The organism is Hymenobacter endophyticus, from assembly GCF_032464715.1.
GTDB classification, from domain to species: Bacteria; Bacteroidota; Bacteroidia; order Cytophagales; family Hymenobacteraceae; genus Hymenobacter; species Hymenobacter endophyticus.
In genome coordinates, this window is the sequence record NZ_JAWDJT010000002.1 from 186121 (window position 1) to 202023 (window position 15903).

Below are 15903 nucleotides of genomic sequence, written 5' to 3' on the forward strand. Positions count from 1 at the left end.
TCATTTTTTAGAAGCGGAAGTGCGAGAAGGCCTTGTTGGCTTCTGCCATCCGGTGCGTGTCGTCCTTTTTCTTCACGGCAGCACCTTCACCTTTGGCGGCGGCAATGATTTCGCCGGCCAGCTTGTCTTTCATGGTTTTCTCACCACGACGACGAGCATATTGGATCAGCCACTTCGAGCCAACGGCAATACGACGGTCCGGACGAACCTCGGTGGGCACCTGGAAGGTAGCACCACCTACGCGGCGGCTTTTCACCTCCACGGTCGGCATTACGTTGTTCAGGGCTTTGCGCCACATTTCCAGGCCGCTTTCCTTGGTGCGCTGCTCAACCAGTTCGCAGGCATCGTAGAAAATGGTGTAGGCCAGGTTTTTCTTCCCGTCGTACATCATGTAGTTGACGAAACGGGTTACCAGCGTCTCCTTGAACTTAGGGTCGGGCAGGAGGATACGCTTTTTTGGTTTTGACTTTCTCATGGGTGTAGAAATGAGCGACGGACAGCAGGCAACGGGCTAAGAACCATTTGCTAGCCGGCGCCGGGCGCTGCCGCCCTCGGTTTCACTTATTTTTTCTTGCCGGGAGCTGGTTTGCCGCCTTTGCCAGCTGCTGCAGCCTGGCCGGGCTTCGGACGCTTAGCGCCGTATTTCGAGCGACGCTGCAGACGGCCGTTTACGCCGGCGGTGTCAAGAGCGCCACGGATGATGTGGTAACGTACGCCGGGAAGGTCTTTCACACGGCCACCACGGATCAGCACGATGCTGTGCTCCTGCAGGTTGTGGCCTTCACCAGGGATGTAGGCGTTAACTTCTTTGCCGTTGGTGAGGCGCACACGGGCTACTTTACGCATAGCCGAGTTTGGCTTCTTAGGCGTGGTGGTGTACACACGGGTGCAAACGCCACGGCGCTGCGGGCACGAATCCAGAGCCGGCGACTTCGACTTCGTCGTCAGCTTCTCGCGGCCTTTTCGTACTAACTGGTTGATGGTAGGCATCTACGGTAGGTTTTGTCAAGGAGGGTTCTCTCCCAAAAATTAGGCTTGCAAAGGTAGACAAGTTGGCGGCAAATAGCAAACAGGTTGAATTAGTTAATTTTAGAGTGCTTCCTTGCCCATCTGCTCCTCCCCTACTGCTGGCTTATCATCCTGATCAGACCTTCCTTATCAGGCCACTGGTCACCCACGGTGCAGCAGATGCTGTGCTCTGCTGCGTTTTGCACTCAACGCAGAAGCGGCTTCTATCTTCTCGATAAAAGCCGCTCCAAGTGCTGTATTATTCCGAGGTTTTAGGCCTCTCCCATCTTGCCGCCGAAGCCCATCGGGTACAACGGCCCGTCGTTGGGCTGCTCTTTGATAGCGCCGTTGGCCTGCTCGAACCGCTCGATATTCTCATTCAGGGCGGCAACCAGCCGCTTGGCGTGCTCCGGCGTGAGGATGATGCGGGATTTCACCTTGGCTTTGGGCAAGCCGGGCATCAGGCGGATGAAGTCAATGACAAACTCGCTGTTGCTGTGCGCAATCATGGCAAGGTTGGCGTACTCGCCCTCGGCAATTTCCTCCGACAGCTCAATGCTGATGGCGTTGGGGTCCTGGGGTTGGATGGTTTCGGGCGTGCTTTCGGGTTGGTTCTGTTGGGCCATGGTATTTATTGTTTGCGTTCGGCCTGCATTTGCCGATGCTTTTGTTTGGCAGTAGAAATGGTGAACAGACAGATAACAATGATTATCAACATGCTAACATAGTCCATCAGGTCAAAAAAGTCTAAGCTTCTCCTAGAGGTATAGCCATTGACGAGAGAGAATACAACAAGTATCAGTTGATAAGCAAGTAACCAACTTGCGCTTATGATAAGCAGTAAGTACCGTGTCATCGTGCAAATCTATTGCTATCTGCAAAAGAAAAAGCCGGCCGGGTTTCCCCAGCCGGCTTTCCTTATTTACTCCGGTCCAGATTACTCCGAAACCGACTCGCGGCGTGAGGCGCGGGCGCCACGCTTGGCGGGAGCAGGCGTCTCGTCGGCTTTGGCAGCCTGGGCGGCTTCCAACTCTTCCTTCGAGCCCACAATCTGACGCGTGTACTCGCGCAGACCGGTACCAGCCGGGATGAGGTGACCTACGATTACGTTCTCCTTCAGGCCCAGCAGTTCGTCGGCCTTGCCACGGATGGCGGCTTCCGACAGCACCTTGGTCGTCTCCTGGAAGGAGGCAGCCGAGATGAACGACTGGGTGCCCAGCGAAGCCTGGGTGATACCCTGCAGCGTGGGACGGGATACGGACGGTTGCGCGTCGCGTACTTCCACCAGTTGCAGGTCGCGGCGGCGCAGGCTGCTGTTCTCGTCACGCAGGCGACGAGCCGTTACAATCTGGCCGGGCTTCAGGTTCGTGGAGTCGCCCGCGTTGGTTACCACCTTCATGTCGATGATGGTATCGTTTTCCTCCATGAAGATAATCTTATCGATTACCTGGTGCTCCAGGAAGGTCGTGTCGCCGGCATCGAGGATAACCACTTTCTGCATCATCTGGCGAACTACCACCTCGATGTGCTTATCGTTGATTTTCACACCCTGCAAGCGGTATACTTCCTGAATCTCGTTCACGAGGTACTCCTGCACCGCGCCGGGACCCTGAATGTTCAGGATATCGGACGGGGTGATGGCACCATCGGACAGCGGCGAGCCAGCGCGGATGAAGTCGTTATCCTGCACGAGGATGTGCTTGGACAGCGGTACCATGTACTTCTTCTTCACGCCGTCTTTCGACTCCACGAAGATTTCACGGTTACCACGCTTCACCGTACCGTAGGTTACCACACCATCGATTTCGGCCACAACAGCCGGATTCGACGGGTTACGAGCTTCGAAGAGCTCCGTAACACGGGGCAGACCACCGGTAATGTCGCGGGTTTTGCCCACGGCACGCGGAATCTTGGCCAGAATCTGACCAGCCTTGATTTTCTCGCCGTTCTCCACATTCAAGTGAGAGCCCACCGGGATGGAATAGCCTTTCGAACCTTCCATGTCGCCCTTTTTGCCGGGGCGCACGATGATGGCCGGGTTCTGGTCCTTGGCCTTCGATTCGATAATCACTTTCTCGCGGTGACCGGTCTGTTCGTCCGATTCCTCACGGTAGGTGATGCCTTCAGTAATGGCGTCGTACTGAATGGTACCATCAAACTCGGCCAGAATAACGGCGTTGTAAGGGTCCCAGTTGTTCAGCTCTTCGCCTTTCTCTACCTCTTGGCCTTCGTTTACCAGCAGGAAGGAGCCGTAGGGCACGTGGTTCGAGATGAACACCTTGCCGGTGCCTTTCTCCACGATGCGAATCTCGCCCGAACGACCCATTACTACTTTCACCGGCTCGCCATCGGCGTTGGCGGTTTCTACCGTGCGGATGTCTTCGAACTCAATTACACCGGTGAACTTGGCGCGCAGGCTGGCTTCAACGGCAATGTTGGAAGCCGTACCACCTACGTGGAAGGTACGCAGGGTCAGCTGGGTGCCGGGTTCACCGATAGACTGCGCGGCAATTACGCCAACAGCCTCACCTTTCTGCACCATGCGGCCCGACGACAGGTTACGGCCGTAGCACTTACCGCAGATACCACGCTTGCTTTCGCAGGTCAGTACCGAGCGGATTTCCACCGACTCGATGCTGGTAGCATCGATACGACGGGTTACTTCTTCCGTAATTTCATCACCGGCAGGCAGGATTACCTCGTCCGTCAGCGGATCCACGATGTCGTGAACAGCTACGCGGCCCAGGATACGCTCGGCCAAGGGCTCCACGATGTCCTCGTTGTCTTTCAGCGCGAAGGTTTCGATGCCACGGAGAGTACCGCAGTCTACTTCGTTCACGATTACGTCCTGCGAAACGTCTACCAGACGACGGGTCAGGTAGCCGGCGTCAGCCGTCTTCAGAGCCGTGTCAGCCAGACCTTTCCGGGCACCGTGGGTCGAAATAAAGTACTCGATTACGTCCAGACCTTCTTTGAAGTTGGACAGAATCGGGTTTTCGATAATCTCACCCACCGAACCCTGAAGCGACTTCTGCGGCTTGGCCATCAGACCCCGCATACCGCCGAGCTGACGAATCTGCTCGCGCGAGCCACGGGCCCCGGAGTGCATCATCATGTAAATCGAGTTGAAGCCCTGGTCCTCTTTTTCAAGACGGCCCATGAGGGTTTCGGTGATTTGGTTGTTGATGCGCGTCCAGATGTCAATAACCTGGTTGTACCGCTCGTTGTCCGTAATCAGACCCATCTGGTAGTTCTGGGTTACGGCTTTCACGTCGGCCTGGGCCTGCGCTACGAGGATATCTTTCTCGGCGGGAATCTTGATGTCGCCCAGACCCATCGACAGACCACCTTTGTAAGCCGACTGGAAGCCCAGCGTCTTGATGTCGTCGAGGAATTGTGCGGTGCGGGCCATGCCGGTCCGCTTGAACACCATCGAAATGATCTGCTGGAGCTTTTTCTTGGTCAGCAGCTCATCCACGAAACCTACTTCAACCGGCACCAGCTGGTTGAACAGCACGCGGCCGGCTACCGTCTCGATGATCTTCGTTACAAGGTTATCGTCCTCGTCGCGAACCTGCGTGCGCACCTTGATATAGGCGTGCTTCGACAGCTGACCTTCGTTGATGGCAATAACAACTTCCTCGTCCGAGTAGAACATGCGGCCTTCGCCCTGGATGCTCTCCTCGTCGGTGCTGCGCTTGCCTTTTGTCACGTAGTACAGACCCAGAACCATGTCCTGCGACGGTACCGCAATGGGTGCGCCGTTGGCCGGGTTCAGGATGTTGTGGGAGGCCAGCATGAGCATGGAGGCTTCCAGAATAGCAGCCGGTCCCAAGGGAACGTGCACAGCCATCTGGTCACCGTCAAAGTCAGCGTTGAAGGCCGTACAAACGAGGGGGTGCAGCTGGATAGCCTTGCCCTCGATGAGACGGGGCTGGAACGCCTGGATACCCAGACGGTGAAGCGTAGGAGCCCGGTTCAGGAGCACTGGGTGGCCTTTCAGCACGTTCTCCAGGATGTCCCATACCACGGCGTCCTTGCGGTCCACGATTTTCTTGGCCGACTTTACCGTTTTCACGATGCCGCGCTCAATGAGCTTGCGGATGATGAACGGCTTGAACAGCTCGGCCGCCATGTTCTTGGGCAGGCCGCACTCGTGCAGTTTCAACTCGGGGCCTACCACGATAACCGAACGACCGGAGTAGTCGACACGTTTACCGAGCAGGTTCTGACGGAAGCGGCCCTGCTTGCCTTTCAGCATATCGGACAGCGACTTCAGGGCGCGGTTGCCTTCGGCACGCACGGCGTTTACTTTCCGCGAGTTGTCGAACAGCGAATCCACGGCTTCCTGCAGCATGCGCTTCTCGTTCCGAAGAATCACCTCGGGCGCTTTGATTTCGATCAGGCGCTTGAGGCGGTTGTTACGGATGATTACACGACGGTACAGGTCGTTGAGGTCTGAGGTAGCGAAACGGCCACCATCCAGCGGAACGAGGGGGCGCAGTTCCGGCGGAATAACGGGCACCATGCGGATGACCATCCACTCGGGCTTGTTTTCCACGCGAGTTGCGGCGTCACGGAATGCTTCTACCACGCGCAGACGCTTCAAGGCCTCAGCCTTACGCTGCTGCGAAGTTTCGTGCGCGGCAGAGTCACGCAGTGAGTACGACAACTCGTCCAGGTTGATGCGCTCCAGCAGGAGTTGCAGGGCATCGGCGCCCATGCGGGCGATGAACTTGTTGGGGTCCTCGTTCGGCAGCATCTGGTTCTCCCGGGGGAGCTTGTCGATGATGTCGAGGTATTCGTCTTCGGTGAGGAAGTCGAGCTGCTGCACGCCTTCTTCGCCCAATACGCCGGGCTGTACGACTACATACCGCTCGTAGTAGATAATCTGATCAAGCTTCTTGGTGGGCAGGCCCAACAGGTAGCCGATTTTATTGGGCAGGGACTTGAAGTACCAGATGTGCGCAACAGGCACCACCAGTTCGATGTGGCCCATCCGCTCCCGGCGTACTTTCTTCTCGGTCACCTCCACGCCGCACCGGTCGCAGATGATGCCTTTGTAGCGAATCCGCTTGTATTTGCCGCAGTGGCATTCCCAGTCCTTAACCGGACCGAAAATCCGCTCGCAAAACAGGCCGCCCATCTCGGGCTTGTACGTCCGGTAGTTGATCGTCTCGGGCTTCACAACCTCACCGTTCGACCGCTCCAAGATGGATTCGGGCGAGGCCAGCGAAATGGTGACTTTCGAGAAGTCCTGTACCAGTTTCTTGTTTTTTGCAAACGCCATGTAGGGTAGCTGTTGTTAGCTGGTGGCTTGTTTTCTGTCCGTTGGCTCTGCCCCTCTTAAGAGAGGTCAGAAAGAACGTAACAGTTCGACTCTGCGAAAAGTGCTCTGCGGGTCGGATAGGTACGCCGCGCAGTAGTTCTTCGCCAGGTCTGGTATGCGGGTGGCTCAGCTAGCTGAGCCAGTTTGCTGCTTTTGCTGTCGGCGGTTGATGTCGTTCTGACCTTATCTCGGAGCGACGCCGGCAGTTTCGGCTGCGGTACTTTATATAGTAGGACTTGAAAAGTGGCTGCCGATACTCACATATCAGCAGCCACTTCTTTCAAACCTTAGTCAAGCGTGATTTCCAGGGCCAGACCGCGCAACTCGTGGATGAGTACGTTGAATGACTCGGGTATATTCGGCTTGGGTAGTACGTCGCCTTTTACAATAGCTTCGTACGCTTTAGCGCGGCCTACCACGTCATCCGACTTCACCGTCAGGATTTCCTGGAGCACGTTGGAAGCACCGAACGCCTCAAGCGCCCATACTTCCATCTCGCCGAAGCGCTGACCACCGAACTGTGCCTTACCACCCAGCGGCTGCTGCGTGATGAGCGAGTACGGCCCGATGGAACGAGCGTGCATCTTGTCGTCAACCAAGTGACCGAGTTTGAGCATGTAAATCACGCCCACGGTTACCGGCTGGTCGAAGCGCTGACCCGTCAGACCGTCGTGCAGGTAGGCACGGCCGAAAGTAGGCAGCCCGGCTTCCGTCAGCTCTTTCGATACTTCCTCTTCGGTAGCACCGTCGAAAATCGGGGTAGCGTAGGTGCGACCCAGCTTCAGGCCAGCCCAGCCCAGTACGGTTTCGTAAATCTGACCGATGTTCATCCGGCTTGGTACACCCAGCGGGTTGAGCACGATGTCCATCGGGGTGCCGTCGGGCAGGAAGGGCATGTCCTCATCACGCACGATGCGGGCTACTACCCCTTTGTTACCGTGACGACCAGCCATCTTGTCACCCACCTTCAGCTTGCGCTTCTTGGCGATGTACACTTTGGCCAGCTGCACGATACCGGCGGGCAGCTCGTCGCCTACTTCCAGCGTGAATCGGTCACGCTTGAAGCGGGCCGTGATGGTGTTGCGCTTCTTGGTGTAGTTTTTCACCAATTCGAGCACCATACCATTCACGCGGGCATCGGCGGTCCAGTTCTCCAGAATGAGGTCTTTGAACATGTTCACCTCTTCCGGCACGGCGTAGTTGCTCTCGTCCTTGTAGGGGTTCTTCTCGGGGAAGAGGGCATCGGAGATGTTCTTCTTGCCGAATTTGGCCCCTTTGGTCAGGATTTCGTCACCAAACTTGTGCTTCACGCCCTGTGAGGTTTTGCCTTCCAGCAAATCCACCAGCTTTTCGATCATCACCGCTTTGATGCCGCGCAACTCCCGAGCGTACGACTCCTTCAACTCTTCTACTTCCTTCTTCGACTTGGCCCGCAGGTTTTTGTCTTTCTTCGGACGCGAGAACAGCTTGGTGCCGATAACTACCCCTTGCAGGGACGGTGGCGCCTTAAGGGAGGCATCCTTCACGTCGCCGGCTTTGTCGCCAAAGATGGCGCGGAGCAGCTTCTCTTCCGGGGTCGGGTCGGTTTCGCCTTTGGGCGTAATCTTACCGATGAGGATGTCGCCTTCGCGCACCTCAGCTCCCAGACGGATGATGCCGTTGTCGTCGAGGTTACGCACGGCTTCTTCGCTCACGTTCGGAATTTCCGAGGTCAGCTCTTCTTCGCCACGCTTCGTCTCGCGCACTTCCAGCTCAAACTCCTCAATGTGAATCGAGGTGAAGATGTCGTCGCGCACTACTTTCTCCGAGATGACAATAGCATCCTCGAAGTTGTAGCCCTGCCACGGCATGAACGCCACCTGCATGTTGCGGCCCAGGGCCAGCTCACCTTTGTTCGTGCCGTAGCCTTCGCAGAGGGGCTGTCCTTTGCTCACCCGCTCGCCCTTCTTCACGAGAGGCGTCAGGTTGATGCAGGTATCCTGGTTGGTGCGACGGAACTTGATCAGGTCGTACGAAATTTTCTCAGCGTCGAAGCTTACGAGGATGTCGTCGGCCGTCAGGTCGTACTTCACTACAATTTTGTTGGCATCTACGTAGTCAATCACACCTTCGCCCTCGGCTACTACTAGCGTGCGGGAGTCAATGGCTACGCGGCCTTCCAGACCAGTGCCTACGATGGGCGCCTCAGCACGCAACAGCGGAACTGCCTGGCGCTGCATGTTCGAACCCATCAGGGCCCGGTTGGCGTCATCGTGCTCCAGGAACGGAATCAGCGAAGCAGCCACCGATACAATCTGGTTCGGGGCCACGTCCATGTAGCTGTATTCGTCGGGACCAACCACGGGGAAGTCACCTTCGAAACGGCCTTTTACCAGCTCGTTAATGAAGTTACCTTGCTCATCGATGCGGGCGTTGGCCTGCGCAATGTGGTGGGTATCTTCTTCCTCGGCGGTCAGGTATTTCACGTTTTCCGTGGTGTCTACCTTGCCGTTTTCTACCGTGCGGTAAGGCGTCTCGATGAAGCCCATCGAGTTAACCCGGGCGTGCACGCACAGCGACGAAATCAGACCGATGTTCGGGCCTTCCGGCGTTTCGATGGTGCAGAGGCGGCCATAGTGCGTGTAGTGAACGTCACGTACTTCGAAACCAGCCCGCTCCCGCGACAGACCTCCCGGCCCCAGTGCCGATACGCGACGCTTGTGCGTCACCTCGGCCAGCGGGTTGGTCTGGTCCATGAACTGCGACAACTGGTTGGTGCCGAAGAACGAGTTGATAACCGAAGACAGCGTACGGGCATTGATAAGATCAACCGGCTTGAAGTCTTCGTTGTCGCGCACGTTCATGCGCTCCTTGATGGTACGCGCCATACGGGCCAGACCCACGCCGAACTGGGCGTAGAGCTGCTCCCCTACCGTGCGTACACGACGGTTGCTCAAGTGGTCAATATCATCGACAATAGCCTTCGAGTTGATCAAGCCAATCAGGTATTTCACAATGAGGACGATGTCCTCGTTGGTCAATACGCGGGCGTCCCAACCGGTGTCAATACCCAGCTTCTTATTGATACGGTAGCGGCCTACGTCCCCGAGGTCGTAGCGCTTATCCGAGAAGAACAGCTTTTGGATGATGTCGCGGGCAGTTTCTTCGTCTGGAGCCTCCGTGTTCCGGAGCTGACGATAGATTTGCTCCACGGCTTCTTTCTCTGAGTTGGAGTTGTCCTTCTGCAGCGTGTTGTAAATAATTGCGTAGTCGGCAATGTTTACGTTCTCGCGGTGCAGAATCACCGACTTGGCACCGGCATTCAGGATTACGTCGATGTCCTCCTCCTCAATGGTGGAGTCACGCTCCAACAGCACCTCGTTCCGGTCGATGGAAACCACCTCCCCGGTGTCCTCGTCCACGAAGTCTTCCGTCCAGGTACGCAGCACCCGGGCGGCCAGCTTGCGGCCAACGGCTTTCTTGAGGTTCTTTTTATCGGCCTTCACTTCCTCCGACAGCCCGAACAGGTCGAGAATGTCTTTGTCAGTGCCGTAGCCGATGGCGCGCAGCAGCGTGGTAACCGGAAACTTCTTCTTCCGGTCGATGTAGGCGTACATCACGTTGTTCACGTCCGTGGCGAATTCAATCCACGAGCCTTTGAACGGAATGATACGGGCCGAGTACAGTTTGGTACCGTTGGTGTGCTTGCTCTGGGCAAAGAACACGCCCGGCGAGCGGTGCAACTGCGACACGATAACCCGCTCCGCGCCGTTGATAACGAACGAGCCTTTTTCGGTCATGTAGGGAATGTTCCCCAAGAAAACCTCCTGCTCAATCGTCTCGAAATCCTCGTTGTCCGTATCATTGCAGACCAGGCGCAACTTGGCTTTCAGCGGTACCGAGTACGTGAGGCCCCGGTCAATGCACTCGTCAACCGAGTACTTGGGTGGGTCAACGTGGTAGTCGAGGAAGGTCAGCACGAAGTTTTCGCGAGAGTCCGAAATCGGAAAGTTCTCGGCGAATACCTTGAAAAGCCCCTCATCGGTCCGGCTCTCGGCAGCCGTTTCCAACTGGAAGAAATCCATGAACGAGCGAACCTGCACGTCCAGGAAATCCGGGTACTCAATAACCTTTTTAATCTTGGCGAAGTTGATCCGCTCGTCAGCCGCCTGCAGCTTTTGCAGGCCTGTTGCTTTCGGTGTAGCCAATGTATGTGGGGTTAGAAAATGGATACTGAGAGAATCCAGAACAGAGTAGCGGCAAGGCCCCTACCTTGAAAATTTCGGAAGTATTGAGCGCACGAAAGCGCAAAGCAAAACTTTGCGCCTCTGGCGTCCGTAGGCACGAAAAGCCGCAAAGCGGCGTGCAAACGAACTTCCGATTAGTTTGTTGCCTACAAACAGGAAAAGACCTGGCTTAGTTGCCAGGCCTCTCCATATTTGCTGGTTTTACGAGCAGGCAGCAGAAACTACTTGATTTCTACTTCAGCGCCGGCTTCTTCCAGTTGCTTTTTCAGGCCTTCAGCCTCGTCTTTGGCAACACCTTCTTTCAGGGCTTTAGGAGCACCGTCAACCAGTTCTTTGGCTTCTTTCAGGCCCAGACCGGTCAGGTCTTTCACCAATTTCACCACAGCCAGTTTGCCAGCACCAGCCGACTTCAGGATTACGTCGAACGAAGTCTTCTCCTCGGGAGCGTCAGCAGCAGCGGCACCACCACCAGCAACCATTACGGGAGCAGCAGCAGCAGGCTCAATGCCGTACTCGTCTTTCAGGATGGTAGCCAGTTCGTTTACTTCTTTTACCGTCAGGCTAACGAGCTGCTCGGCGAATGCTTTCAAATCTGCCATTTCTGTAGATTGTTAAAAAGGGGGGTTGTTGAAGGAAATTTAAAGTGAAAAAGATGAGCAGCGGTTAGCCTGCAACCTCTTCTTTTTCGGAAAGCGTTTTGATAAGACCGGCGAGAATGTTGCCACCGCTCGACAGAGCAGAAATAACATTTTTGGCGGGCGACTGGAGCAGACCGATAACATCACCGATAAGCTCGTTTTTGCCTTTCAGCGTGCTCAGGCTAGCCAACTGGTTAGCACCGATGTAGATGCCAGCATCCACGTAAGCACCTTTCAAAGCAGGCTTGGGCTCTACGTTCTTGCCGTAGTTCTGCGACTTATAAAAGTCTTGCAGCAGTTTAGCAGGAGCGTTGCCCGACTCTTTCGAGAACAGAATGCCCGACTGGCCTTTCAGCGCCGCGTCCATCTCAGCCGTGTCGCCACCGAGGGTATCGAGAGCTTTGCGGATGAACGTGTTTTTGTACACTTTGAACTCCATGCCACGCGTGAAGCACAGGCGACGGAATTCGTTAATTTTCGCCACCGACATTCCCGAAGCGTCGGCAATGTAGAACGCGTTGTGCGATTGAAACTTCTCGCTCAACTCGTCGACGAGGGCTTGTTTGTCTTCCCGGATCATATCGTCGTGTTGATTTAAATTAGGCGGAAGTTACCGTGGTGTCAACCGGAACGGCGGGCGACATCGTGCTCGAAAGCGTGATGCTCTTGATGTAGGTGCCCTTAGCCGACGAAGGCTTCAGACGGATCAGGGTCTGGATAACCTCAATGGCGTTTTCAGCCAGCTTCTGGTCATCGAACGACACTTTACCAACCGAGCAGTGGATGATACCGGTTTTGTCAACTTTGAAGTCGATTTTACCAGCCTTCACCTCTTGCACAGCTTTGGCTACATCCGTGGTTACGGTGCCCGACTTGGGGTTCGGCATCAGGCCACGAGGACCCAGTACGCGACCCAGACGGCCAACCTTGGCCATTACTGACGGCATCGTGATGATTACGTCGATATCAGTCCAGCCTTTCTCGATTTTCGAGATGTAGTCGTCCAGACCAACGTAGTCAGCGCCAGCTGCAGTAGCTTCGGCCTCTTTGTCGGCGGTAACCAGGGCCAGAACGCGAACTGTTTTGCCGGTGCCGTGGGGCAGCGTGGCTACGCCACGTACCATCTGGTCAGCTTTGCGGGGGTCTACTCCCAGACGAACGTCGATGTCAACGGAGGCGTCAAATTTGGTATAGGTAATGTCCTTTACCACTTTGGCAGCTTCCACCAAGTTCCGAACTTCGGTCAGGTCGTGCTTGGCAAGGGCTTCCTTGCGCTTTTTGCTAATCTTTGCCATGTGTCTTCTCCGTTGTTAATTATTCAGCAAAGGGAGAAGTGCCCGACACGGTGATACCCATGCTACGAGCCGTACCAGCTACCTGCTTCATGGCCGACTCCACCTTAAAGGCGTTCAGGTCGGGCATTTTCGTCTCGGCGATGGTGCGCACTTGGTCCCATGATACCGACCCTACCTTGTTACGGTTCGGCTCTTTTGAGCCACCCTGGAGCTTGGCTGCTTCCAAGAGCAGAACCGGCACCGGAGGAGTCTTCACCACAAAGTCAAACGACTTATCGGTGTACATGGTGATGAGTACAGGACAAACTTGGCCGGCCTTATCTTGGGTCCGCGCATTGAACTGCTTGCAGAACTCCATGATGTTAAGGCCTTTGCTACCAAGTGCAGGTCCAACCGGCGGCGCAGGGTTTGCGGCGCCTCCCTTTATCTGAAGCTTCAGATAACCTCTGATTTCTTTGGCCATTTGGTTTGAAAGGCTTCGGGTTTCTACGGTAACACGTAGTTACCCTCAGATGAAAATTGCTCCAAAAGTGGAAGCACCACCGGTCCGGAGCGGATAACCGGTGACGTTTTTATTGACTACGCTTCCTTTTCAACCTGCGTGTAGCTGAGCTCCATAGGAGTGCTACGGCCGAAAATTTTCACGATAACATTCAGTTTCTTCCGTTCCTCAAATACTTCGGACACCGTGCCCGACATACCTGCGAAACCACCGTCCACAATCTTTACCAGCTCGCCCGCCACGAAAGGCGTTTCCAGCGTGGCAGCTTGCTCCTCCACTTCATCCACAATCCCGAGGATGCGGTTTACTTCGGAGATGTGCAGGGGAACTGGCTTGGTATTCTGATTAGCGGCTTTGCCTTCCTTGTCGCTAAGAAAACCAATCACACCAGGCGTGCTGGTAATTATGTGATCTACCTCACCATGAGTCAGGTCGGCGTGAATGATGATATAACCAGGATACAGGTTCCGCTCACGCACGCGCTTCTTGCCGTTGCGCATCTCGAACACCTTCTCTACCGGAATCAGCACCTGGGGCACCAAGTCAGAAAGGCCATGACGGCCAATTTCCGTCTCCAGATAGGTCTTGGCTTTTTTCTCCTGTCCACTAACCGAGCGGACTACGTACCATTTCAACTCACCCATTGTCGTATGTTCTACCGATTAGCGGACTGAGTTATAAAATGCTTCTAGGCTCTCTTTGAAAACCACATCCAGCACGCCTACCACAGCAGCAAACAGCAAAGAACCAATCAGCACCAGGCCGGCGCTTTTCTGCAGTTCCTCCAGCGAAGGCCACGTTACTTTGTAACGCATCTCCTCGGATGTCTCCTGAAAGTATTTGGTTAGCTTGCTCATAATAGAAAGCACCGGTTTGGGGTGTAAAACTACGGCTGCCGAAGCAGCCGTAGTTTTGTTGTGGCACGGGCGGAGAGATTCGAACTCCCATCAAAGGTTTTGGAGACCTCTATTCTACCCTTGAACTACGCCCGTGTATGCGCCCCGCCCAGTCAAGGTGCTGGATTGGGACTGCAAATGTATGGAACTCTTTACACAAAACAAATCCGCCCCCGAAAATTTCGAGGGCGGATCTGTATTATTTCAACGGTAGTTGGTTAAAACTACTCGGTGATTTCGGTTACCTGACCGGCACCTACCGTACGGCCACCCTCACGGATAGCGAAACGCAGGCCTTTCTCCATAGCTACCGAGTTGATCAGCTCAACCGAGATAGTTACGTTGTCGCCGGGCATTACCATTTCTACGCCTTCGCCCAGCGTGATGATGCCGGTTACGTCGGTGGTGCGGAAATAGAACTGGGGACGGTAGTTGTTGAAGAACGGCGTGTGACGACCACCTTCCTCTTTCGACAGCACGTACACCTCAGCTTTAAACTTGGTGTGGGGCTTAACCGAACCGGGTTTGCAGATAACCATACCACGACGGATGGCTTCTTTTTCAATACCACGGAGCAGCAGACCTACGTTGTCGCCAGCTTCACCACGGTCCAGGATTTTGCGGAACATCTCAACGCCCGTTACGGTCGACTTGAGGTTCTCAGCACCCATACCGAGGATTTCAACTTGCTCACCCGAGTTGATGATACCACGCTCGATACGGCCGGTAGCAACCGTTCCACGACCCGTAATAGAGAATACGTCTTCTACGGGCATCAGGAAGGGCAGGTCGGTCAGACGAGCAGGAATTGGAATGTAGCTATCAACAGCAGCCATCAGCTCTTCAATCTTGGGAACCCAAGCAGCGTCGCCGTTCAAGCCACCCAGAGCTGAACCCTGAATAACCGGAATGTTGTCACCGTCGAAGTCATAGAACGACAGCAGCTCACGGATTTCCATTTCCACCAGCTCGAGCAGCTCGGGGTCATCCACCATGTCCACTTTGTTCATGAACACTACCAGCTGAGGTACACCTACCTGGCGAGCGAGCAGGATGTGCTCACGCGTCTGGGGCATGGGACCGTCGGTAGCAGCTACCACGAGGATAGCACCGTCCATTTGAGCAGCACCGGTAACCATGTTCTTCACATAGTCAGCGTGACCGGGGCAGTCAACGTGAGCGTAGTGACGGTTTTCGGTAGCGTATTCTACGTGCGAGGTGTTGATCGTAATACCACGCTCTTTTTCTTCGGGAGCATTGTCGATCGAAGAGAAGTCGCGCTTGGCAGCCAGACCCTTGTTAGCCAGAACCATGGTAATGGCGGCGGTGAGGGTGGTTTTGCCGTGGTCCACGTGACCGATCGTGCCGATGTTTACGTGCGGCTTGGACCGGTCAAAATTTTCTTTAGCCATTGTAAAGAGATTAAGAGGAATTTTGAGGTGATGAGGGGGAAACGCGACTAGACTATACAGTAAGAAAGCGAAACACAGCTCCGTTTAGTCGGGACTGCACGTCGCTTTACTTTGCTGACAGTTCCAAACGGTGCAGTCGCGCTGCCCCGTTGGTACTCGTAATTCTGAGCCATTTATGGGATTTGAACCCATGACCTCTTCCTTACCAAGGAAGTGCTCTACCACTGAGCTAAAACGGCTTATTGCAATGTGCTTGGCAAAGATACAACTGTCGAGAAACATTTGCCAGTGATGCTACTGCTTATACTCCTCGTCGTCATTCCTGACACCGAGCGGGAGACGAGGTTCGAACCCGCGACCTGCAGCTTGGAAGGCTGCCGCTCTACCAACTGAGCTACTCCCGCGTAGAGTGAGTCAGTGACTGAGTGAAGTAGTAAATTTAACAACTCACTACTTTACTCAGTCACTATTTCACCATATGTGGGGGCGAAAGGACTCGAACCTTTGAACCCGAAGGAGGTGAGTTACAGTCACCCGCAATTGCCGCTATGCGACGCCCCCAGCTATATTTCCTGCGCCGATTGCCAGGACTCCCCG

At 55.0% G+C, this 15903-nt stretch carries 12 protein-coding genes and 4 tRNA genes; all 16 read right to left on the reverse strand.

Translation table 11 applies throughout. The features are described 5' to 3' along the window. Positions 1-7: 7 nt before the first annotated feature. The 16 genes from rpsG to ROI90_RS03255 all read right to left on the reverse strand — a co-directional run bounded on the left by rpsG (position 8) and on the right by ROI90_RS03255 (position 15867). Complete coding sequence (gene rpsG / locus ROI90_RS03180) at positions 8-475, reverse strand: 30S ribosomal protein S7 (protein WP_110976705.1); 468 nt, start codon at positions 473-475, stop codon at positions 8-10. Between the two features lie 86 nt (positions 476-561). Next, positions 562-990 carry a 30S ribosomal protein S12 gene (gene rpsL / locus ROI90_RS03185; protein ID WP_045688446.1) on the reverse strand — a complete coding sequence of 143 codons (429 nt, stop codon included), beginning with the start codon at positions 988-990 and terminating at the stop codon, positions 562-564. 290 nt (positions 991-1280) lie between these two features. Next, a complete protein-coding gene (locus ROI90_RS03190; RefSeq protein ID WP_315996887.1) occupies positions 1281-1634 on the reverse strand; it encodes a DUF3467 domain-containing protein in 354 nt (117 codons plus the stop codon). A 311-nt stretch (positions 1635-1945) separates the two neighbouring features. Then, positions 1946-6298, reverse strand: coding sequence for a DNA-directed RNA polymerase subunit beta' (gene rpoC / locus ROI90_RS03195; protein ID WP_315996888.1), 4353 nt, complete (start codon positions 6296-6298; stop codon positions 1946-1948). Between the two features lie 326 nt (positions 6299-6624). Continuing rightward, positions 6625-10500, reverse strand: coding sequence for a DNA-directed RNA polymerase subunit beta (gene rpoB, locus ROI90_RS03200; protein ID WP_315997497.1), 3876 nt, complete (start codon positions 10498-10500; stop codon positions 6625-6627). A gap of 284 nt (positions 10501-10784) precedes the next feature. Beyond that, a complete protein-coding gene (gene rplL, locus ROI90_RS03205) occupies positions 10785-11162 on the reverse strand; it encodes a 50S ribosomal protein L7/L12 (protein WP_125427637.1) in 378 nt (125 codons plus the stop codon). A gap of 64 nt (positions 11163-11226) precedes the next feature. Further along, positions 11227-11781, reverse strand: a complete 555-nt coding sequence (rplJ, locus tag ROI90_RS03210) for a 50S ribosomal protein L10 (RefSeq protein WP_315996889.1) — start codon at positions 11779-11781, stop codon at positions 11227-11229. A gap of 19 nt (positions 11782-11800) precedes the next feature. Continuing rightward, the gene (gene rplA, locus ROI90_RS03215) at positions 11801-12496 is read right to left on the reverse strand and encodes a 50S ribosomal protein L1 (protein WP_125427633.1); all 696 of its coding nucleotides are present in this window, start codon (positions 12494-12496) and stop codon (positions 11801-11803) included. A 19-nt stretch (positions 12497-12515) separates the two neighbouring features. Then, the gene (rplK, locus tag ROI90_RS03220; protein ID WP_315996890.1) at positions 12516-12959 is read right to left on the reverse strand and encodes a 50S ribosomal protein L11; all 444 of its coding nucleotides are present in this window, start codon (positions 12957-12959) and stop codon (positions 12516-12518) included. 116 nt (positions 12960-13075) lie between these two features. Next, the gene (gene nusG, locus ROI90_RS03225; RefSeq protein WP_315996891.1) at positions 13076-13642 is read right to left on the reverse strand and encodes a transcription termination/antitermination protein NusG; all 567 of its coding nucleotides are present in this window, start codon (positions 13640-13642) and stop codon (positions 13076-13078) included. 18 nt (positions 13643-13660) lie between these two features. Then, on the reverse strand, positions 13661-13855 hold the full coding sequence (gene secE, locus ROI90_RS03230; RefSeq protein WP_315996892.1) for a preprotein translocase subunit SecE: 195 nt from the start codon (positions 13853-13855) through the stop codon (positions 13661-13663). A 61-nt stretch (positions 13856-13916) separates the two neighbouring features. Further along, positions 13917-13990, reverse strand: a tRNA-Trp gene (locus ROI90_RS03235). Positions 13991-14118: 128 nt separating this feature from the next. Next, positions 14119-15306 carry an elongation factor Tu gene (gene tuf / locus ROI90_RS03240; RefSeq protein WP_125435376.1) on the reverse strand — a complete coding sequence of 396 codons (1188 nt, stop codon included), beginning with the start codon at positions 15304-15306 and terminating at the stop codon, positions 14119-14121. 167 nt (positions 15307-15473) lie between these two features. Next, positions 15474-15545: transfer RNA gene (locus ROI90_RS03245), tRNA-Thr, on the reverse strand. Positions 15546-15637: 92 nt separating this feature from the next. Then, a tRNA-Gly gene (locus tag ROI90_RS03250) sits at positions 15638-15710 on the reverse strand. Between the two features lie 77 nt (positions 15711-15787). Further along, a tRNA-Tyr gene (locus tag ROI90_RS03255) sits at positions 15788-15867 on the reverse strand. Positions 15868-15903: the final 36 nt, after the last annotated feature.

Bases quoted from the DNA above. Each gene is read 5' to 3' on its own strand.
- rpsG (WP_110976705.1), bottom strand. From the start codon at position 475: ATGAGAAAGTCAAAACCAAAAAAGCGTATCCTCCTGCCCGACCCTAAG.
- rpsL (WP_045688446.1), bottom strand. From the start codon at position 990: ATGCCTACCATCAACCAGTTAGTACGAAAAGGCCGCGAGAAGCTGACG.
- ROI90_RS03190 (WP_315996887.1), bottom strand. From the start codon at position 1,634: ATGGCCCAACAGAACCAACCCGAAAGCACGCCCGAAACCATCCAACCC.
- rpoC (WP_315996888.1), bottom strand. From the start codon at position 6,298: ATGGCGTTTGCAAAAAACAAGAAACTGGTACAGGACTTCTCGAAAGTC.
- rplL (WP_125427637.1), bottom strand. From the start codon at position 11,162: ATGGCAGATTTGAAAGCATTCGCCGAGCAGCTCGTTAGCCTGACGGTA.
- rplJ (WP_315996889.1), bottom strand. From the start codon at position 11,781: ATGATCCGGGAAGACAAACAAGCCCTCGTCGACGAGTTGAGCGAGAAG.
- rplA (WP_125427633.1), bottom strand. From the start codon at position 12,496: ATGGCAAAGATTAGCAAAAAGCGCAAGGAAGCCCTTGCCAAGCACGAC.
- rplK (WP_315996890.1), bottom strand. From the start codon at position 12,959: ATGGCCAAAGAAATCAGAGGTTATCTGAAGCTTCAGATAAAGGGAGGC.
- nusG (WP_315996891.1), bottom strand. From the start codon at position 13,642: ATGGGTGAGTTGAAATGGTACGTAGTCCGCTCGGTTAGTGGACAGGAG.
- secE (WP_315996892.1), bottom strand. From the start codon at position 13,855: ATGAGCAAGCTAACCAAATACTTTCAGGAGACATCCGAGGAGATGCGT.
- tuf (WP_125435376.1), bottom strand. From the start codon at position 15,306: ATGGCTAAAGAAAATTTTGACCGGTCCAAGCCGCACGTAAACATCGGC.